The organism is Streptomyces sp. NPDC014870, assembly GCF_043081505.1.
Classification (GTDB): Bacteria; Actinomycetota; Actinomycetes; order Streptomycetales; family Streptomycetaceae; genus Streptomyces.
In genome coordinates, this window is sequence record NZ_JBIBWQ010000017.1 from 37,066 (window position 1) to 56,294 (window position 19,229).

15 protein-coding genes are annotated in these 19,229 nt (G+C 71.8%); 8 read left to right on the forward strand and 7 right to left on the reverse strand.

Translation table 11 applies throughout. The features are described from left to right. Positions 1–5: 5 nt before the first annotated feature. Together hemQ and hemG are read right to left on the reverse strand one after the other, a co-directional pair. Positions 6–719, reverse strand: coding sequence for a hydrogen peroxide-dependent heme synthase (hemQ, locus tag ACF09C_RS36810; protein ID WP_362014450.1), 714 nt, complete (start codon positions 717–719; stop codon positions 6–8). Positions 720–736: 17 nt separating this feature from the next. Next, positions 737–2,236 (reverse strand): protoporphyrinogen oxidase, encoded by a 1,500-nt coding sequence (gene hemG, locus ACF09C_RS36815; RefSeq protein WP_392097976.1) that lies wholly within the window; start codon positions 2,234–2,236, stop codon positions 737–739. A 159-nt stretch (positions 2,237–2,395) separates the two neighbouring features. Between hemG and ACF09C_RS36820 the strand changes: the two genes are divergently transcribed. Both ACF09C_RS36820 and ACF09C_RS36825 read left to right on the forward strand, forming a co-directional pair. Continuing rightward, the gene (locus ACF09C_RS36820; RefSeq protein WP_392097978.1) at positions 2,396–3,301 is read left to right on the forward strand and encodes a DUF4349 domain-containing protein; all 906 of its coding nucleotides are present in this window, start codon (positions 2,396–2,398) and stop codon (positions 3,299–3,301) included. A 27-nt stretch (positions 3,302–3,328) separates the two neighbouring features. After that, positions 3,329–4,702 carry an FAD-dependent oxidoreductase gene (locus ACF09C_RS36825; protein WP_392097980.1) on the forward strand — a complete coding sequence of 458 codons (1,374 nt, stop codon included), beginning with the start codon at positions 3,329–3,331 and terminating at the stop codon, positions 4,700–4,702. Between the two features lie 62 nt (positions 4,703–4,764). Here the strand turns inward: ACF09C_RS36825 and hemE are convergent, their stop codons facing one another. Beyond that, entirely contained in the window at positions 4,765–5,823 is a 1,059-nt protein-coding gene (gene hemE / locus ACF09C_RS36830) for a uroporphyrinogen decarboxylase (protein WP_392097981.1), read from the reverse strand. A gap of 91 nt (positions 5,824–5,914) precedes the next feature. Between hemE and ACF09C_RS36835 the strand changes: the two genes are divergently transcribed. The 3 genes from ACF09C_RS36835 (at position 5,915) to ACF09C_RS36845 (ending at position 8,909) form a co-directional block, all read left to right on the forward strand. Then, positions 5,915–6,595 (forward strand): DUF3000 domain-containing protein, encoded by a 681-nt coding sequence (locus ACF09C_RS36835; RefSeq protein ID WP_392097983.1) that lies wholly within the window; start codon positions 5,915–5,917, stop codon positions 6,593–6,595. A 235-nt stretch (positions 6,596–6,830) separates the two neighbouring features. After that, complete coding sequence (locus tag ACF09C_RS36840; protein ID WP_017242457.1) at positions 6,831–7,496, forward strand: response regulator transcription factor; 666 nt, start codon at positions 6,831–6,833, stop codon at positions 7,494–7,496. 135 nt (positions 7,497–7,631) lie between these two features. Then, the gene (locus tag ACF09C_RS36845) at positions 7,632–8,909 is read left to right on the forward strand and encodes an HRDC domain-containing protein (RefSeq protein WP_392097985.1); all 1,278 of its coding nucleotides are present in this window, start codon (positions 7,632–7,634) and stop codon (positions 8,907–8,909) included. 42 nt (positions 8,910–8,951) lie between these two features. Here ACF09C_RS36845 and ACF09C_RS36850 read toward each other — a convergent pair whose 3' ends face one another. Then, positions 8,952–10,076, reverse strand: coding sequence for an alpha/beta fold hydrolase (locus ACF09C_RS36850; protein ID WP_392097986.1), 1,125 nt, complete (start codon positions 10,074–10,076; stop codon positions 8,952–8,954). Between the two features lie 328 nt (positions 10,077–10,404). Between ACF09C_RS36850 and ACF09C_RS36855 the strand changes: the two genes are divergently transcribed. Both ACF09C_RS36855 and ACF09C_RS36860 read left to right on the forward strand, forming a co-directional pair. Continuing rightward, positions 10,405–11,619, forward strand: a complete 1,215-nt coding sequence (locus ACF09C_RS36855) for a thiolase family protein (protein WP_392097987.1) — start codon at positions 10,405–10,407, stop codon at positions 11,617–11,619. Next, positions 11,616–13,745, forward strand: coding sequence for a 3-hydroxyacyl-CoA dehydrogenase NAD-binding domain-containing protein (locus tag ACF09C_RS36860; protein ID WP_392097989.1), 2,130 nt, complete (start codon positions 11,616–11,618; stop codon positions 13,743–13,745). The genes ACF09C_RS36855 and ACF09C_RS36860 overlap by 4 nt, the downstream gene beginning before the upstream one ends. 70 nt (positions 13,746–13,815) lie before the next feature. Here the strand turns inward: ACF09C_RS36860 and ACF09C_RS36865 are convergent, their stop codons facing one another. Continuing rightward, the gene (locus ACF09C_RS36865; RefSeq protein WP_392097990.1) at positions 13,816–14,919 is read right to left on the reverse strand and encodes a hypothetical protein; all 1,104 of its coding nucleotides are present in this window, start codon (positions 14,917–14,919) and stop codon (positions 13,816–13,818) included. 126 nt (positions 14,920–15,045) lie between these two features. Between ACF09C_RS36865 and ACF09C_RS36870 the strand changes: the two genes are divergently transcribed. Beyond that, on the forward strand, positions 15,046–15,411 hold the full coding sequence (locus ACF09C_RS36870; protein WP_392097991.1) for an NTP pyrophosphohydrolase: 366 nt from the start codon (positions 15,046–15,048) through the stop codon (positions 15,409–15,411). A 20-nt stretch (positions 15,412–15,431) separates the two neighbouring features. Here ACF09C_RS36870 and ACF09C_RS36875 read toward each other — a convergent pair whose 3' ends face one another. Both ACF09C_RS36875 and dxs read right to left on the reverse strand, forming a co-directional pair. Beyond that, the gene (locus ACF09C_RS36875; protein WP_392098083.1) at positions 15,432–16,910 is read right to left on the reverse strand and encodes an amino acid permease; all 1,479 of its coding nucleotides are present in this window, start codon (positions 16,908–16,910) and stop codon (positions 15,432–15,434) included. 191 nt (positions 16,911–17,101) lie between these two features. Beyond that, positions 17,102–19,021, reverse strand: a complete 1,920-nt coding sequence (gene dxs / locus ACF09C_RS36880) for a 1-deoxy-D-xylulose-5-phosphate synthase (protein ID WP_392097992.1) — start codon at positions 19,019–19,021, stop codon at positions 17,102–17,104. Positions 19,022–19,229 lie beyond the last annotated feature (208 nt).

The window sequence follows — 19,229 nt, forward strand, 5'->3', positions numbered from 1 at the left end:
CGCCGTCAGGCGAGGCCCGCCACCAGGTCCGCCACGGAACGGCGGCGGCCGGTGTAGAAGGGGACCTCCTCGCGGACGTGCATCCGCGCCTCGGAACCGCGCAGGTGACGCATGAGGTCGACGATCCGGTGCAGCTCGTCGGCCTCGAAGGCGAGGAGCCACTCGTAGTCGCCGAGCGAGAACGAGGCGACCGTGTTGGCCCGCACGTCCGGGAAGCCGCGGGCCATCTTGCCGTGGTCCGCGAGCATCCGGCGACGGTCCTCGTCCGGCAGCAGGTACCAGTCGTAGGAGCGCACGAAGGGGTAGACGCTGACGTAGTCGCGGGGCGTCTCGTCGGCCAGGAAGGCCGGGATGTGCGACTTGTTGAACTCGGCGGGGCGGTGCAGCGCCATGTTCGACCAGACCGGCTCGAGGGCGCGGCCCAGCTTGGTGCGGCGGAAGAGGTTGTACGCCTCCTGGAGCTCGTCGCTCGTCTCGGCGTGCCACCAGATCATGACGTCCGCGTCGGCGCGCAGACCGGAGAGGTCGTACGTGCCCCGGACGGTGATGTCCTTCGCGGCGAGCTGGTCGAACAGCTCCTGGACCTCGTCGGCGTAGCCGGCGCGGTCCTCGGGCAGGTTGTCGCGCAGCTTGAAGACAGACCACAGGGTGTAGCGGATGACCTCGTTGAGGTCCTTCGCCTTCTTACCGGCGTTCGGGATCTTTTCGGGCGCACTCATACGCCTATTCTCGCCCGTCACGGACAGTGCCCCGCACCAGGGTGGGTGGTTTCCGACGTGGCGATGATCTCGTCCCCGAACCGGGCCATGATCTCCTCCGCCGCGCGGTGGCCGGAGGCGACGCAGGCGGGGATGCCGACGCCCTCGTAGACGGCGCCCGCGAGGCGCAGTCCGGGAACCTCGGCGACGGCGTCCCTGATGCGGGCGACCCGGCCGAGATGGCCGACGGGGTACTGCGGGAGGCCGTCGGTCCAGCGGGTGACGGTGGTGGCGACCGGCCGGGCGGCGAGACCGGTGGCGGCGGCGAGGTCCTTGAGGGAGGTCTCGACGAGGTCGGCGTCGTCGCGGTGGACCTGCTCCTCCTCGCCGTAGCGGCCGACGGAGGTCCGCAGGACGAAGAGGTCGGGGGCCGCGTCGGAGACCCACTGCCACTTCTGGCTGGAGAACGTGGAGGCCTTGATGGTGTGCCCGTCGACCGGCGGTACGAGGAAGCCGGAACCGGTCAGCTCGGGCATGTCCTGGCGCCGGAAGGCGAGGGTGACCAGAGCCATCGAGGCGTACTCGACGGTCCCGAGCTCGCGCGCGGCGGCCGGGGCCTCGGGGGCGAGGAGCTCGGCGGCGGCCCACGCGGGCGCGGCGACGACGACGGCGTCGGCGCGGAACTCCCGGCCGCCGGCGACGACGCGCCAGTCCCCCGCGCCCGCCTCATCCGGTGCCCGGCGCAGCTCGGTCACCGGCATGAGGGTCAGGATCTCGCCGCCCGCCGCGCGGATCGCCGTGGCGACGGCCTCGGGGAGGGTTCCGATGCCGCCCTCGATGCCCGCGAAGGCGGAGCCGCCGAGACCGGTCGCGGCGCCCGCCGCGTCGGACGGGGTCGCGGCGCCCGCCCGCTGGACGGCGTGGACGGCGTCGGTGAGCGTGGGGTGGCTGCGGGCGGCGGCGAACAGGGCGGGCACGGCGGCCCGCATGGAGATGCGGTAGGCGTCACCGGCGTACACCCCGCCGAGCAGCGGCTCGACGAGCCGGTCGACGACCTCGTGGCCCATGCGCTCGGCGACGTAGGCGCCGATGGCGATGTCCTCGCCGAGGTCGGCGGGGGGCAGTTCGCGGTCGCGTCCGACCCGGCGCAGGCCCTCCTCGGAGAGCAGCCCGGCGAGGGCCGCCGCGTCGCCGGGGACGCCCATGACGTGGCCCTTGGGCATCGGGCGGAGCGTGCCCCGGCTCCAGACGGACGCCGTGGTCGTGGCGGGCGCGCGGAGCCGGTCGCCGAGGCCGACGGCGCGGGCGAGCGCGACCGCCTCGGGGCGGCGGGCGAGCAGTGACTCGGCACCGAGGTCGACGGGGGCACCGGCGATCTCGCCGGCGAGCAGCTTGCCGCCGATCCGGTCCCCGCCTTCGAGCAGGGTCACGCGCAAGCCGGCCGAGACCAGTCTGTGGGCCGCCGCGAGACCGGCGATGCCGCCTCCGACGACAACGACATGCGCTGGTGTCCTGCTGACCGTGGTGTCCGCGTTCATGGCTCCACTCTCTCAAACCCGTTCCGAGGCCGGAACGTGACCGCTTCGCTACCGCCGGAGGGCAACCCGCGAGACCCCCTCGCACGTCGAACCGGCATCACTCACCACCACCTCAGGGGGGATCCTGTGCGAGGAGCGCAAGGAGCGCGAAAAGCGGCCGTGGCGTTGCTGTTGGTCTCGCTGGCGCTGACCGGCTGCGGCGCCGGGGCATCCGACAGCGGCGCCGACGAGAAGAGTCTGAGCGCGGCGAAGCCGGCCGAGGGCTCGGCGGCCGACCAGGGGTACGAGGCGGACAGGGCAGGGAGCGGCGGGGCGCCTGCGGACGCGAAGAAGCCCTCCGCACCCGCCCCGGCCCAGCAGCACGTCATCCGTACCGCCGAACTGACCGTGGAGGTCGAGGACGCGACGAAGGCGCTGGCCACCGCCCGCCGGGTCACCGAGGACGCGGGCGGCCATGTCGCCAACGAGGCGACCGAACGGATCGACGACAGCCACGTGACCTCGCGGGTCGTGCTGCGCGTCCCGCAGGCCTCGTACGAGTCGGTGCTCAGGGAGCTCGCGGGGACCGGGAAGCTGCTGTCGCGGAAGGCGGACGCCAAGGACGTCACCGAGCAGGTGGTGGACGTGGAGAGCCGGATCGCGAGCCAGCGGGCGAGCGTGGCCCGGGTCCGCGAGCTGATGGACCGGGCCACGCAGCTGAGCGACGTGGTCACCCTGGAGGGCGAGCTGAGCCGCCGTCAGGCCGACCTGGAATCCCTCCTCGCGCAGCAGGCCTCGCTGAAGGACCGGACGACCCTGGCGACGATCACCCTCGAACTCACCGAGAAGGAGACGGCGAAGCCGTCGGAGGACGAGGACCGGCCGGGGTTCCTCGACGCGCTCGCGGGCGGCTGGAACGCCCTGGTGGCGGCCCTCGCCTGGATCGGGATCGTCCTGGCGGCGCTGGCCCCGTGGCTCGCGGTGGCCCTGGCCGGCTACCTGCTGTGGCGGTACGTGATCCGGCGGCGCCGCCCGGCGCCCGGCCCCTCCGCCGGCGCGGAGGAGCGGGACGCCTCCGCCGACTGAACGGCCGCGCCGACGTAGCGTGTTCGTATGAGCGAACGACTGGTGGTCATCGGCGGCGACGCGGCGGGCATGTCCGCCGCGTCGCAGGCACGCAGGCTCAGGAGTGCGGGGGAACTGGAGATCGTCGCCTTCGAGCGCGGTCACTTCAGCTCCTTCTCGGCCTGTGGCATCCCGTACTGGGTCGGCGGCGACGTCGCGGAGCGCGACGAGCTGATCGCGCGTACGCCCGAGGAGCACCGGGCGCGCGACATCGATCTGCGGATGCGCACGGAGGTGGTCGAGATCGACGTGCCCGGCCGGCGCGTACGCACCCGGGATCTCGAGTCGGGCGCCGAGGCGTGGACGGGCTTCGACAAGCTGGTGATCGCGACCGGCGCGCGGCCGATGCGGCCGCCGCTGCCGGGGATCGACGCGCCGGGCGTGCACGGGGTGCAGACCCTCGACGACGGGCAGGCGCTGCTCGACTCGCTGGCGCGTACGGAGGGGCGGCGGGCGGTCGTCGTGGGCGCCGGGTACATCGGTGTGGAGATGGCCGAGGCGCTCCTGAACCGGGGCTACGAGGTCACGGTCCTCAACCGGGGCGAGCAGCCGATGGCGACGCTCGACCCGGACATGGGGCGCCTGGTCCACGGGGTGATGGACGGCCTCGGGATCAGGACGGTCGGCTCCTCGCCGGTCACGAAGATCCTCACCGGGGAGGACGGCAGGGTCCGGGCGGTGGCGACGGAGGACGCGGAGTACCCGGCGGACGTGGTGGTCCTCGGTATGGGTGTCGTACCGGAGACGACCCTGGCGCGGGCGGCCGGGCTGCCGCTGGGGGCGTACGGCGGACTGCTCACCGACCTCGCGATGCGGGTGCGGGGGCACGAGAACATCTGGGCGGGCGGTGACTGCGTCGAGGTCCTCGACCTGGTCTCGGGGCGCGAGCGGCACATCGCGCTCGGCACGCACGCCAACAAGCACGGTCAGGTGATCGGCTCGAACGTGGGCGGGGGTTACGCCACCTTCCCGGGCGTGGTGGGCACGGCGGTGTCGAAGGTGTGCGATCTGGAGATCGCCCGCACGGGACTGCGCGAGAAGGACGCCCGGGAGGTCGGTCTGCGCTACGTCACGGTGACGATCGAGTCGACGAGCCGGGCGGGCTACTACCCCGGGGCGGCGCCGATGACGGTGAAGATGCTCGCGGAGCGCCGTACGGGCCGGCTGCTCGGGGTGCAGATCGTGGGCCGCGAGGGGGCCGCCAAGCGGGTGGACATCGCGGCGGTGGCGTTGACGGCCGGGATGACGGTGGAGCAGATGACGGCGCTCGACCTGGGGTACGCGCCGCCGTTCTCACCCGTGTGGGACCCGGTGCTGATCGCGGCGCGGAAGGCGGTGGCGGCGGTCAGGGCGGCGGGCTGACGGGAGCGGAGCCGGTGGTGGCGGGCCGACCCGGCCCGCCACCCCGCGTACGCGGGCGACCGTCAGACGGCGGTCCGGGTGTGCACGTACTCCACCAGACGCGTCAGGGCCGTCGGGTCGGTCGTCGGCAGCACGCCGTGACCCAGGTTGAAGATGTGGCCCTCGAGGCCCTCGGCTGCGGCCAGGACCTCGTCCGTCTTGGCCTCGATCGCCTCCGGGGTGGAGAAGAGCACGGCCGGGTCCAGGTTGCCCTGGAGCGCCTTGCCGGGGCCGACGCGCCGGGCGGCCTCGTCGAGCGAGACCCGGTAGTCGACGCCCATGACGTCCGCGCCGGCCTCGCCCATGAGGCCGAGGAGCTCACCGGTGCCCACACCGAAGTGGATGCGCGGGACCCCGTACGAGGCGACGGACTCCAGGACCTTCGCGGAGGCGGGCATCACGGAGCGGCGGTAGTCGGCCGGGGCCAGCGCGCCCACCCAGGAGTCGAAGAGCTGGACGGCGGAGGCACCGGCCTCGATCTGGACCTTGAGGAAGGCCGAGGTGATCTCGGCGAGGCGGTCGAGCAGATCGGCCCACAGCTGCGGGTCGCCGTACATGAGCGCCTTGGTGTGCTCGTGGTTGCGGGACGGCCCGCCCTCGACGAGGTAGCTCGCGAGGGTGAAAGGCGCGCCGGCGAAACCGATGAGCGGGGTGGAGCCCAGCTCGCCGGTGAGCATCCCGATGGCCTCGGTGACGTAGTGGACGTCCTCGGGGGTGAGGTCGCGGAGCCGGTCGAGGTCGGCGCGGGTGCGGATCGGGTCGGCGACGACCGGGCCGACGCCGGGCTTGATGTCGAGGTCGATGCCGATGGCCTTGAGCGGGACCACGATGTCGCTGAAGTAGATCGCCGCGTCCACGTCGTGGCGGCGTACGGGCTGCAGCGTGATCTCGGTGACCAGCTCGGGCCGCATGCAGGACTCGAGCATCGGGATGCCCTCGCGGACCTTCAGGTACTCGGGCAGCGAGCGCCCGGCCTGCCGCATGAACCAGACCGGCGTGTGCGGCACGGGCTCGCGCCGGCAGGCCTTCAGGAAGGCGGAGTCGTACGTCTGCGGCTGGTGCTTCGTCTCAATGGCGCTCACGCCCAGAATCTTCGCATGCACGCGCAAGCCGCCCGCCGGGGTGGGGTGTGCCTCCCTGCGCGAGGCCCCCGTTCCGCCTACTCTTCCCCGCATGGCTGCGGCTCAGGGACATTTTTCCGATCATTCCGACGGTGACGGAGGTACGGGCGACACGGAGGCGAACGCGGTGCCACCCGCCTTCAGAAGAGCGGTCGACGCCCTGCGCGCGGCCCGGCTGCGGCCGGAGCTGGAGATCGACCCGACCAGGCCCCCGCAGCGCCTGGCCCCGTACGCGTACGCCCTGGAGGCGGCCGTCGTCGAGGGCGAGGACGATCTCGCCGACGGCCGGCTCGTGCTGCTGCACGACCCGGCGGGGCACGACGCCTGGAAGGGTACGTTCCGCCTGGTCACGCTCGTCCGGGCGGAGCTGGAGCCGGAGATGGCGGCGGACCCGCTGCTGCCGGAGGTCTGCTGGTCGTGGCTGACCGGTGCGCTGGAGGCGCGTGGCCTGGCGTACGGGGAGGCGGGCGGGACGGTCACCCAGGCGGGTTCGCACTACTTCGGGGGGCTTGCCGAGCGGCGCCCGGCGACCCAGATCGAGATCCGGGCGTCGTGGACGCCGCAGGAGGCGCTGGGCGGGGTGCCGGACACCGGGGCGCATCTGGCGGCCTGGTGCGATCTGCTCTGCCAGATCGCGGGTCTGCCGCCGTCGCAACCCGACCCCGGGGCGGGCACGACGGCGGGCGCGGGGGTCGTCTCGCTGCCGCAGCGCAGGGGCCCGCAGCAGCCGTAGCCGGACGGGGGGCCTCGCACGCGCGGGGCCCTCGGGGATCACCCGTGCGGAGGCAAACTCGTAGGATGATCGATCACGCGTCCGAATTGCCCCAATTGTTACTCACCAAATCGTGATCTTTCCCTAAAGGCGGGCGGCCGAGCTGCCGAAGAGTTCCATGACCCCTTCACCGCACGGGTTCGCCCCCGGCTTCTTCCCCGAGCCGGCTCCGTCCCGCATCTCCCCAGGAGGCCGTGTGTCCGTTCTCCTCGAGCAGCCCGCAAGCCTGGTCGCCTACCGCCCCAACAAGCCGACGGCCATGGTCGTCGTGGCCGACCCGCGCGTCCGCTCCACCGTCACCCGCCACCTGTGGGCCCTCGGCGTACGCGACGTCATCGAGGCGTCGTCCATCGCCGAGGCCCGTCCCCGCGTCGGCAACCCACGCGACATCTGCGTGGCCGACGTCCACCTCCCCGACGGCAGCGGCCTCACGCTGCTGTCCGAGACCCGCGCGGCGGGCTGGCCCAACGGCCTGGCCCTCTCCGCGGCCGACGACATCGGCGCGGTCCGCAACGCGCTGGCCGGCGGGGTCAAGGGCTACGTCGTCACCGGCACGCGGACCAACATCGGGCACCCCACCCGCCCCGGCGCCGCCCCCATCGGCTCCGCGGCCGCCCGTCTCGGCCACCGCCGCCCCCCGGGTGCCCCGAGCCACCCGGGCGGCTACCGCGAGCTCTCCGGCCGCGAGGTCGAGGTGCTCCGGCTGGTGGCAGAGGGCCAGTCGAACAAGGCGATCGGCGTGTCCATGGGCCTGTCCGCCCTGACCGTGAAGAGCCACCTCGCCCGGATCGCCCGCAAGCTGGGCACCGGCGACCGCGCCGGCATGGTCGCGGTGGCGCTGCGCACCGGGATCATCCACTGAACCCGTCGCGTCCCCCCGGTCCCCCGAGCCCCTGGAGTCCCCGAACGGGCACCCCGCGCGGTTGACGAAACATCGGCGCCTGTCGACGGAACGTTCCGTCGACAGGCGCTTGCCGTTCACAGATACCCTTGACACGTGACCGACGCCCAAGAGACCGCAGCAGACACAGCACTGCGAACCACCGGGGGCGCTCCCCCGGACGACGACGTCCCTGCGAACGGGCTGCCGATCCCCTTGCTGGAGCCCCGTGAGGGCATTCCGCCCGTCGTGGCGACCGACGAGGCGCTCGCCGAGGTGATCGCCGCCTTCGCCGCGGGCCGCGGACCCGTCGCCGTCGACGCCGAGCGCGCCTCGGGGTACCGCTACGGCCAGCGCGCCTACCTCGTCCAGCTCCGCCGCGAGGGCGCGGGCACCGCGCTCGTCGACCCGGTGGGCTGCCCGGACCTGTCCGGCCTGGGCGACGCGCTCGCGGGAACCGAGTGGATCCTGCACGCCGCGACCCAGGACCTGCCGTGCCTGCGGGACATAGGCATGGTGCCGAGCCGGCTGTTCGACACCGAGCTGGCCGGGCGGCTCGCGGGCTTCCCGCGCGTCGGGCTCGGGGCCATGGTCGAGTCCGTACTCGGTTACGCCCTGGAGAAGGGCCACTCCGCGGTGGACTGGTCCACCCGCCCGCTGCCCGAGCCCTGGCTCCGGTACGCCGCGCTGGACGTCGAGCTCCTCGTCGACCTGCGTGACGCACTGGAGAAGGAGCTCGACCGGCAGGGCAAGCTGGAGTGGGCGCTGCAGGAGTTCGACGCGATCGCCTCGGCCCCGCCCGCTCCGCCGCGCAAGGACCCGTGGCGGCGGACCTCCGGCATGCACAAGGTCAGGCGGCGCCGCCAGATGGCGGTGGTGCGGGAGCTGTGGACGGCCCGGGACCGGATCGCCCAGCGGCGGGACGTCTCGCCGGGCAAGGTGCTGAGCGACGCGGCGATCGTGGAGGCCGCGCTCGCGGTGCCGGTGAACGTCGCGGCGCTGACCGCGCTGCCCGGCTTCGGCCACCGCATGGGCCGCCGCCAGCTGGAGCAGTGGCAGGCGGCCGTGGACCGCGCGAAGGCGCTCCCGGACAACGAGCTGCCCCAGCCCGGCGCCCAGGTCGCGGGCCCGCCGCCGCCGCGCGCCTGGGCGGACAAGGACCCGGCCGCGGCCGCCCGCCTCTCGGCGGCGCGCGCGGCGGTCTCGGCCCTCGCCGAGGAGCTGAACCTCCCCCAGGAGAACCTGATCACCCCGGACACGGTCCGCCGCATCTGCTGGGAGCCCCCGGCCCCGGACCAGGTGGCCACCGCCCTCACCGGCTACGGCGCGCGCCCGTGGCAGGTGGAACTGGTGACGCCGCTGCTCGTGACGGCGCTGGCGAGCGCCAAGGAGTGACCCGGAGCCCCCGGCCGCGCGCGGCCGGGGGCTCCGCCGTTCCTACGGGACCGGGCTGAGGTCGCCGTTGACGGCCATGTCGAAGACGCCCTGGGTCTTGCCGTCGACCTTGAGGTGCTTGAGCCAGTGCTTCGAGAGCTTGTGCACGTTCTTGTGCTGCGCCTCCCACACCAGCGAATGCCCCGCGCTCGCCAGCCTGACCATGAGCTTGCGGGAGCCCGCGACGGCGTCGTAGAGCGCGGGGACCGAGAAGTTGAGCTCCTTGTTCGGGTTGGGCGGTGAGGTGTTCACCGTGGCGTCGGCGTCCCCGTACACGATCATGATCGGCACGCTTCCGCCGAGGACACCGTCCTTCGCAGCCGTCGTCCTGTTCCAGCCCCATCGGACGAAGTTCCGGTACCGGCTGATGCCCTCCGGCGGCCCCCAGTCCCTGCCCACCGCGTCGTTCTCCATGATCGCGGCCCACACCTTCTCGACCATGCCGGGCGCACGCTGCTCCGCCGTGCGCAGCTCCTTGTTCCACCCGGACTCGACACCCCACCGCGTGTTCAGGAACATCGGGAAGGGCTGGGGCACCGTGGTCGGTGGGGTCGACGTGGCGTCGGGTGGGAAAATCGGCGCGAGCAGGAAGAGGCTCTCCACCTTCGCGGGGTTCATCACGGCGTACGGCCCCATGGTGAACGCCGCCGCCGACCAGCCGATGAAGGCGACCTTGTCCACGCCGCGCTCCTTGCGGATCCACTCCACGACGGTGTGCAGCTCGTCGCGGTCGCTGTCCGAGTTGTTCAGTGGGGACGGGTTGGTCACCGGGCCGGGGGTGAAGCCCGGCGGTCGCGGCTTCAGGAGCCCCTGGTCGGTCGGGTTGGCGTTCCGCGGGTCGTGCATCCACGGGCGCGGCGACCGCCCGGAGCCCTGGAGGTCCATCATGAAGACGTCGTGGCCGGCCTTCGCCAGCGCATCGGCCCAGCTGTAGGAGGCGTGCCGGAGGTCGAAGCCCGCGAGGACGGGAACGCTCCGGCCGTGGAGCATGAGGACGGCCTTGCGATCCGGGCCGTGTTCGGGCGAGTTGTCGCGCTTCTCCCGTACGAAGAGGTTGACCATCTCGTCCTTGTTCGCGGGGACGGTGGACTTGTGAGGAACCGCGTGGTCCTTGCTGATGACAGGCATGGAGGTCCGTTCCGTGGTCGGGGATCCGGGGCCTCGCGCCCCGGCGGGACCAGCCTCGACTCGCGGTCCGCCCCTCGCCATGGCATGGCACCGCGTCTCAGCCCATCGGGTCGCGAGAACCTCCGATCGGACGGGCGTGAGCCGGGCGCACACATGCACCGCCGCGCGCGGGCGGGGGCCTCGGCGTACCCTCCCCGCAGTGTGACCTTCGCCGCTCCCGCCCAGGGGGGTGGGCAGCCTGGTTACCCACAAGTAGCATGGGGGTAGCAAGCGCGCGCTTAGTCGCGTGCCGCAGCAGTGCCATCCCGCACCCTGGAGGAGAGCCATCGTGCCTCGTACCGTCAGGGACGTCGTCTTCGTCGACGGCGTCCGCACCCCGTTCGGCAAGGCGGGCCCGAAGGGCATCTACCACGAGACCCGCGCCGACGATCTCGTCGTGAAGGCCATCCGGGAGCTGCTGCGCCGCAACCCCGGCCTCGACCCCGCGAAGATCGACGAGGTCGCCATCGCCGCGACCACGCAGATCGGTGACCAGGGCCTGACCCTCGGCCGCACCGCCGGCATCCTCGCCGGTCTGCCGCAGTCCGTCCCGGGCTACTCCATCGACCGCATGTGCGCCGGTGCCCTCACCGCCGTCACCTCGGTCGCCGGCTCCATCGCCTTCGGCGCGTACGACGCCGTCATCGCCGGCGGTGTCGAGCACATGGGCCGTCACCCCATGGGCGAGGGCGTCGACCCGAACCCGCGGTTCGTGAGCGAGAAGCTCGTCGACGAGTCCGCCCTGTTCATGGGCATGACTGCCGAGAACCTGCACGACCGCTACCCGAGCATCACCAAGCAGCGCGCCGACGAGTACGCCGTGCGCTCGCAGGAGAAGGCCGCCAAGGCGTACGCCGACGGCAAGATCCAGCAGGACCTGGTGCCGATCTCGGTGCGCCGCACCAACGCCGAGGGCGGCGAGACCGGCTGGGGCCTGGTCACCGCCGACGAGCCGATGCGCCCGGGCACGACCCTGGAGTCGCTGGCCAACCTGAAGACGCCGTTCCGCGTCCACGGCAACGTCACCGCCGGTAACGCGGCCGGTCTCAACGACGGCGCCACCGCCTCGATCATCGCCTCCGAGGACTTCGCCCGCGAGAACGACCTCCCGGTGAAGATGCGCCTCGTCTCGTACTCCTTCGCCGGCGTCGAGCCCGAGGTCATGGGCTACGGCCCGATCCCGGCCACCGAGAAGGCGCTCGCCCAGGCGGGTCTGTCCATCGAGGACATCGGCCTCTTCGAGATCAACGAGGCCTTCGCGGTCCAGGTGCTGGCGTTCCTGGAGCACTACGGCATCGCCGACGACGACGCCCGCGTCAACCAGTACGGCGGCGCCATCGCCTACGGTCACCCGCTGGCCTCCTCCGGCGTCCGTCTCATGACGCAGCTGGCCCGCCAGTTCGAGGAGAACCCGCAGGTCCGCTACGGCCTCAACACGATGTGCGTCGGCTTCGGCATGGGCGCGACCGTCATCTGGGAGAACCCCCACTGGGAGGGCAAGTGAGCACCACCGCAGAGCTTCTGAAGGGTGCGGCCGAGCTGTTCCCGGACGAGGTCGTCACCAGCGCCCACGTACGGCACTTCGAACTCCCGGCGAACGCCGGCCGGTTCGCGCTGATCACGCTGGACAACGGCTTCGACCACACCAAGCCGACCACCTTCGGCCCGCAGTCCCTGGCGAACCTCAACACCGCCATCGACCAGGTCGAGGCCGAGGCCGCGAACGGTGAGATCGTCGGCGTCGGTGTCACCGGCAAGCCGTTCATCTTCGCCGTCGGCGCGGACCTCAAGGGCGTCGAGCTGCTCAAGCAGCACTCCGACGCGCTCGCCATCGGCAAGGGCGGCCACGACGTCTTCAAGCGTCTGTCCGCGCTGGCCGTGCCGACCTTCGCGTACTACAACGGCGCGGCGATGGGCGGCGGTGTCGAGGTCGGTCTGCACTGCACCTACCGCACCGTCTCGAAGGCCCTGCCGGCCTTCTCGCTGCCCGAGGTCTTCCTCGGTCTGGTCCCCGGCTGGGGTGGCTGCACGATCCTGCCGAACCTGATCGGCGCGGAGAAGGCCGTCACGGTCATCATCGAGAACTCGCTGAACCAGAACCGTCAGCTCAAGGGCAAGCAGGTCTTCGAGCTCGGCATCGCCGACGCGATCTTCGAGGGCGCGGACTTCCTGGAGCAGTCGCTGATCTGGACCGCCTCGGTCCTCAACGGCTCGGTCACGGTGGAGCGTCCGGAGATCGACCGCGGTGAGGGCTGGGACCAGGCCGTCGCCAAGGGCCGGTTCATCGCCGACTCCAAGGTGCACGGCGCGGCCCCGGCCGCCTACCGCGCCCTGGACATCATCGCCGCCTCCAAGGACGGCGACCTGCAGGCCGGCTTCGACGCCGAGGACCAGGCGCTCGCCGACCTGATCATGGGCGGCGAGCTGCGCTCCGGCATCTACGCCTTCAACCTGGTGCAGAAGCGCGGCAAGCGGCCCGCCGGCGCCCCGGACAAGTCGCTGGCCCGCCCGGTCACCAAGGTCGGTGTCGTCGGCGCCGGTCTGATGGCCTCCCAGCTCGCGCTGCTCTTCCTGCGCCGCCTCGAGGTGCCGGTCGTCCTGACCGACATCGACCAGGAGCGCGTCGACAAGGGCGTGGGCTACGTCCACGGCGAGATCGAGAAGCTGCTCGGCAAGGGCCGGATCAACCAGGACAAGGCCAACCGCCTGAAGGGCCTGGTCTCCGGTGTCCTGGACAAGGCCGAGGGCTTCGCGGACGCGGACTTCATCATCGAGGCCGTGTTCGAGGAGATGAGCGTCAAGCAGAAGGTGTTCGCGGAGGTCGAGGCGGTCGCCCCGGCGCACGCGATCCTCGCCACCAACACCTCCTCGCTGTCCGTCAGCGAGATGGCGTCCAAGCTCCAGCACCCGGAGCGCGTGGTCGGCTTCCACTTCTTCAACCCGGTCGCGATCCTCCCGCTCCTGGAGATCGTCCGCGGCGAGAAGACGGACGACGCCTCGCTCGCCACCGCCTTCGGTGTCGCCAAGAAGCTGAAGAAGACCGCGGTCCTCACCAAGGACGCCCCGGCGTTCGTCGTGAACCGCATCCTGACCCGCTTCATGGGCGAGATCCAGAACGTCATCGACGAGGGCACCTCGGTCGAGACGGCCGAGAAGGCCATCGAGCCGCTCGGTCTGCCGATGTCGCCGCTGGTGCTCCTGGAGCTCGTCGGCCCGGCGATCGGTCTGCACGTCTCCGAGACCCTGAACCGCGCCTTCCCGGAGCGCTTCATCGTCTCCCCGAACCTGAAGGCGGTCGTCGAGGCCGGCAAGCGCGGCTTCTACGTCTACGATTCCGGCAAGCCGGAGCTGGACCCCGAGGTCGCCGCCCTCCTCAAGCAGGGCGACGTCGTCCTGACGGAGGAGCAGGTCCGCGCCCGCGTCCTGGACGCGGTGGCGCAGGAGATCGGCCTGATGCTGGAGGAGGGTGTCGTCGCCGAGGCGCAGGACATCGACCTCTGCCTCATCACGGGCGCCGGCTGGCCCTTCCACCTGGGCGGCATCACGCCGTACCTGGACCGTGAGGGCGTCTCCCAGCGGGTGAACGGCAAGCCGTTCCTCGCCCAGGGCGTCGCGAGCGTCCCGGCGTAACGCCGAGAGCGCACAGCGAACGGCCCCGGCACCTTCCTGGTGCCGGGGCCGTTCGTCGTTGTCCTGCAGGTCAGACCAGCGACTGCCACGCGCCGAGCTGGAAGCCGTCCGCCGCGGTCTTCTGGCGCATCGTGAGCAGCAGGGGTCCCTTGGCTCCGTCCGCGACCGTCAGGGCCACCAGACCGCCGTCCAGGCCCTGCGCGAGGGTCGTGGTGAGCGGGCCGCGGGCCTCGCCCGTCTCGGTCCACTTGGTGACGGCCGTCTCCTCCTCGGCGGGGAAGGCCACCAGGGCGAGCCGCCCGTCGGCGGACTGCTGGGCCAGCGCCGTGGACGCGACGCCGTCGACCAGGCACGGGGTGGCGGCCAGCGGGCCCGTCCCCACCGCGTCCAGGAAGGGCGTCGGCTCCAGCGAGCGTCCCGGGGACCAGGCGCAGACGCGCTGCTCCTCGTCGAGGTAGTAGAGCGTGACGTGCCCCGAGGGACCGGTCACCGCGGCCAGGGTGCCGAAGGTCACCGGCGCGGGCACGGGCACCACGTCGTGCCGGACGGGCTTGCCGCCGGACTCCTGCTGCTCGTAGCGGAGCAGGCCCTCCGGCTTCGCCGAGTACAGCTCGACGAAGCCGTCGCCGTTGGTGGCCGCCACCGGCGACGGGTCGGAGCGGTTGCCCCACAGGTCCCACCACGGGTGCCAGCCGCCCGCGTCCTTCTGGGCCCGTACGCTCAGGCCGCCGCCACCGTTCTTGGTGAAGACGTACGCGCGCCCCAGGGCGTCCACCGCGACGGCCGGGTTGCCGGTCCACGGGAAGCTCTTGCCGTTGGAGTGCTGGATCGAACGCCACTCGACCGCGGGGCGGCCCGTCTGGAACTGGGTCGAGTGCACCAGCTCGACATGGTCCTCGGTGTCCGGCACCGGGCGCAGCCCCACCATGTGGACATAGCGGTTGGCGCCCTGCCCGACCGACAGGATCGGCCGGAGCGTGCCCCCGCCGCCGAGGGAGACCGGGCCGCTCCAGCGTCCGTCGGTGCCCTCGGTCCAGCGCAGTACCTCGCCGTCGTGCATCAGGTAGGCACTGAAGCGGCCCTCCGCGCCACGGGTGAGCCAGCTCCCCCGCAGGGTCGGGACCGTGTACGGCCCCTGGAGACGGCGGGTCGGGTCATCGGATCGATATGCCATGGGGTGCGGCGCTCCGGTCGACAGATCAGCGGTGGAAGGTGCAGGTCCGCTCGGACTGCTGTTCGTCGACTTTAGTGGGTGCCGGGGTGGCCCGAAGCCCCCGGTGGGGGCTGAGATCCTGTGCGCATGGACCAGGAGCTGCCTCTGCTGATCGTCGACGGCGCCAACGTGGTGGGTTCGGTGCCCGACGGCTGGTGGCGGGACCGTCGCGGCGCCGCCGAGCGGCTGCGCGACCGGCTCGCGGCCGGGGACGGGCCCGAGGGCGGCCCCTTCGAGATCGTGCTTGTCGTGGAGGGCCGGGCGCGGGGCGCGGAGTCCGTGCCGGGCGTACGGGTCGAGGAGGCGCCGGGCAGCGGCGACGACCTCATCGTGGAGCTGGCCCGGAACGCGGCCGGTCGGCCGTGCCTGGTGGTCACGGCCGACCGGGAACTGCGGCGGCGGGTGGGTGAGCACGGGGCCCGGTACGTGGGCCCGCGCGCGGTGCTCCCCTAGGGGTCGGGGGGGGGCGGGGGTCAGTACAGCGCGTCCTGGCCCTGCTTCCCCAGCCGGCTGTGGTTGCGGCCGTAGAGGAAGTAGACGACGACGCCGATCGCCATCCAGACGGCGAAGCGGAACCAGGTCTCGCCCGGCAGGTTCAGCATCAGCCACACCGACGCGGCGACCGAGATGATGGGGAGCACCGGCACCCACGGGGTGCGGAAGGCACGGTGCAGGTCGGGGCGGGTCCGGCGGAGCACGATCACACCGATGGCGACGACGACGAAGGCGAACAGCGTGCCGATGTTCACCAGCGTCGCGAGTTCGTTGATGCTGGTGAAGCCGGCCACGATGGCGATGATCACACCGAGCAGGATGGTCGGCCGGTAGGGCGTCTTGAAGCGCGGGTGGGTGATCGAGAAGAAGCGCGGCAGCAGCCCGTCTCGGCTCATCGCGAAGAACACCCGGGTCTGGCCGAGCAGCAGGATCAGACAGACGGTGGTGAGGCCGACCGCGGCGCCGAAGCTGATCACACCGGCGTAGAAGGGGTGCCCCACGGCCTTGAAGGCGTCGGCGAGCGGGGCGCTCACCGAGAGTTCGCTGTAGTGCTGCATGCCGGTCACGACGAGCGCGACGGCGACGTAGAGCACCGTGCAGATGAAGAGCGAGCCCAGGATGCCCCGGGGCATGTCGCGCTGCGGGAGCTTGGTCTCCTCGGCGGCGGTGGCGACCACGTCGAAGCCGATGAAGGCGAAGAACACGACGGAGGCCGCGGTGAAGATGCCCATGACGCCGAAGTTGGTCGGCTCGTAACCGAAGATCGTCTGGACCAGCGGGGCGTCCCAGGCGGAGCCGCCGCCCTCGGGAGTGATCGCCGGGGGGATGAACGGGTCGTAGTTGTCGCCGACGATGAAGAACAGGCCGGCCACGATCACGATCATGACGACGGTGACCTTGATGGCCACGACGAGCGCGGTGATCCGGGCGGAGAGCTTCATGCCGAGGACCAGGATCACCGTCAGGACCAGGACCAGCAGGAAGGCGAGGATGTCGAAGGTCCCGCCGGGGGCGTCCGGCCCTTCCAGGGCCGCCGGTAGGTGCCAGTCGATGTTGTCCATCAGCGAGCGGACGTAGCCCGACCAGCCGACGGCGACGACGGCGGTGCCGAGCGCGAACTCCAGGACGAGGTCCCAGCCGATGATCCAGGCCGGCAGTTCGCCGATGGAGGCGTACGCGAAGGTGTACGCCGATCCGGCGACCGGGACGGTGGAGGCGAACTCGGCGTAGCAGAGCGCCGCGAGCGCGCACACGATGCCGGCGGCGATGAAGGCGAGGGCGGTGGCCGGGCCGGCGTTCTCCTTGGCCACCTTGCCGGTGAGGACGAAGATGCCGGTGCCGATGATCACACCCACGCCGAAGACCATGAGGTCCCAGGCGGAGAGCGACTTCTTGAGCGCGTGCTCCGGCTCCTCCGTGTCGCGGATCGACTGCTCGACCGTCTTCGTCCGGAACATCCCGGAACTCGCCTGTGGCGGTTGCTGGTCCGTACTCACCGTCGTACCTCCGTGCCGTCGGTCCCAGGACCCCATGATCGAGACACGAAAGGAGTGGCGCCTGTCGAGGATGCGGGATTCACACGAATGGGCCGGTCGGTCACCCCGTGGGGTGCTCCGACCGGCCCAATGGTGACGCGGTGTGACCGGGGTCAGTCGCGCGCGGGCTCCACGGCCTTGCCGCTGTCCTCGGTGAGCCCGTCCAGACGCGACACCAGACCGGTGACCTGGCGGGCGATGTCGGGGGCGGTCAGACCGATCTCGGCCATCACCTCGGCCCGCGAGGCGTGGTCGAGGAAGCGCGGCGGGATGCCGAAGTCGCGCAGCGGGACGTCCACACCGGCGTCGCGCAGGGCCTGCGCGACGGCCGAGCCGACACCGCCGACGCGGCTGTTGTCCTCGACGGTGACGACGACGCGGTGCTGCTCGGCGAGCGGCGCGAGCGCCTCGTCGACCGGCTTGACCCAGCGGGGGTCGACGACGGTCGTGGAGATGCCCTGCTTGTCGAGCAGGTCGGCGATGTCCAGGCACATCGGGGCGAGCGCGCCCACGGAGACCAGGAGGACGTCGGGCGTGTCCGTGCCCGGCTCGCGGAGCACGTCCATGCCGCCGATGCGGCGCAGGGCCGGTACGGCGGGGCCGACGGCGCCCTTGGAGAAGCGGACGACGGTCGGCGCGTCGGTGACCTCGACGGCCTCGCGCAGCTGGGCGCGGACCTGGTCGGCGTCGCGCGGCGCGGCGAGCCGCAGACCGGGCACGACCTGGAGGATCGACATGTCCCACATGCCGTTGTGGGAGGCGCCGTCGGTGCCCGTGACGCCGGCCCGGTCCAGGACGAACGTGACGCCGCACTTGTGCAGGGCCACGTCCATGAGCACCTGGTCGAAGGCGCGGTTCAGGAAGGTCGCGTAGACCGCGAAGACGGGGTGCAGGCCGCCGGTGGCGAGGCCGGCCGCGGAGACCGCGGCGTGCTGCTCGGCGATGCCGACGTCGTACACCCGCTCGGGGAAGGCCTTGGCGAACTTGTCGAGGCCGACGGGCTGGAGCATGGCCGCGGTGATCGCGACGATGTCCTCGCGCTCCTTGCCGAGCTCGACCATCTCCTGGGCGAAGACGCCGGTCCAGTCGGCGCCGGAGGAGGCGATCGGCAGACCGGTGTCGGGGTGGATCTTGCCGACGGCGTGGAAGCGGTCGGCCTCGTCCTGGAGGGCCGGCTGGTAGCCGCGGCCCTTCTCGGTGAGGCAGTGGACGATCACCGGCCCGCCGAAGCGCTTGGCGCGCGTCAGGGCGGACTCCAGGGCCTCGATGTCGTGGCCGTCGATGGGACCGACGTACTTCAGGCCGAGGTCCTCGAACATGCCCTGCGGGGCGATGAAGTCCTTCAGGCCCTTCTTGGCGCCGTGCAGGGTCTCGTAGAGCGGCTTCCCGACGACGGGGGTGCGCTCCAGGATGTCCTTGCCGCGGGCCAGGAAGCGCTCGTAGCCGTCGGTGGTGCGGAGCGTGGCCAGGTGGTTGGCGAGGCCGCCGATGGTCGGCGCGTAGGAGCGCTCGTTGTCGTTGACGACGATGACCAGCGGGCGGTCCTTGGCGGCGGCGATGTTGTTCAGCGCCTCCCAGGCCATGCCGCCCGTGAGGGCTCCGTCGCCGATCACGGCGACGACGTGGTCGTCCTTCTTCAGGACCTCGTTGGCCTTGGCCAGGCCGTCGGCCCAGCCGAGGACCGTGGAGGCGTGCGAGTTCTCGATGATGTCGTGCTCGGACTCGGCCTGCGCGGGGTAGCCGGAGAGGCCGCCCTTCATCTTGAGCTTCGAGAAGTCCTGGCGGCCGGTGAGGAGCTTGTGCACGTAACTCTGGTGGCCGGTGTCCCACAGGACCTTGTCCTTGGGCGAGTCGAAGACGCGGTGCAGGGCGATGGTCAGTTCGACCACGCCGAGGTTGGGCCCCAGGTGACCGCCGGTCTTGGAGACGGCGTCCACGAGAAACGTCCTGATCTCTTCGGCCAGCTGGTCCAGCTGTTCCGGGGAGAGCCGGTCCAGATCGCGCGGTCCCCTGATACGGGTCAGCAATGCCACCCGTGCCTCCTTGCCATTGAGCTGGTCGAGCTTGCCGATTTGTCGAGTCTAATGTTCCGTCCCCGACCTTGTGTCGCGGGCGGCGGGGTGCGCGTCACACGTGTGGCCGACACACCGCTGAGCGTACGGGCGGTACACAGGGCCAGACGCAGCAGTGCCCGGCACCGGTTCTCCGGCGCCGGACACTGTGTGCTTGCCGACAGTGGCA

Coding starts and splice junctions, on each gene's coding strand:
- ACF09C_RS36875 (WP_392098083.1), bottom strand. CDS start 16,910: ATGTTCCGGACGAAGACGGTCGAGCAGTCGATCCGCGACACGGAGGAG.
- ACF09C_RS36825 (WP_392097980.1), top strand. CDS start 3,329: ATGAGCGAACGACTGGTGGTCATCGGCGGCGACGCGGCGGGCATGTCC.
- ACF09C_RS36865 (WP_392097990.1), bottom strand. CDS start 14,919: ATGGCATATCGATCCGATGACCCGACCCGCCGTCTCCAGGGGCCGTAC.
- hemG (WP_392097976.1), bottom strand. CDS start 2,236: ATGAACGCGGACACCACGGTCAGCAGGACACCAGCGCATGTCGTTGTC.
- hemQ (WP_362014450.1), bottom strand. CDS start 719: ATGAGTGCGCCCGAAAAGATCCCGAACGCCGGTAAGAAGGCGAAGGAC.
- ACF09C_RS36870 (WP_392097991.1), top strand. CDS start 15,046: ATGGACCAGGAGCTGCCTCTGCTGATCGTCGACGGCGCCAACGTGGTG.
- ACF09C_RS36835 (WP_392097983.1), top strand. CDS start 5,915: ATGGCTGCGGCTCAGGGACATTTTTCCGATCATTCCGACGGTGACGGA.
- ACF09C_RS36850 (WP_392097986.1), bottom strand. CDS start 10,076: ATGCCTGTCATCAGCAAGGACCACGCGGTTCCTCACAAGTCCACCGTC.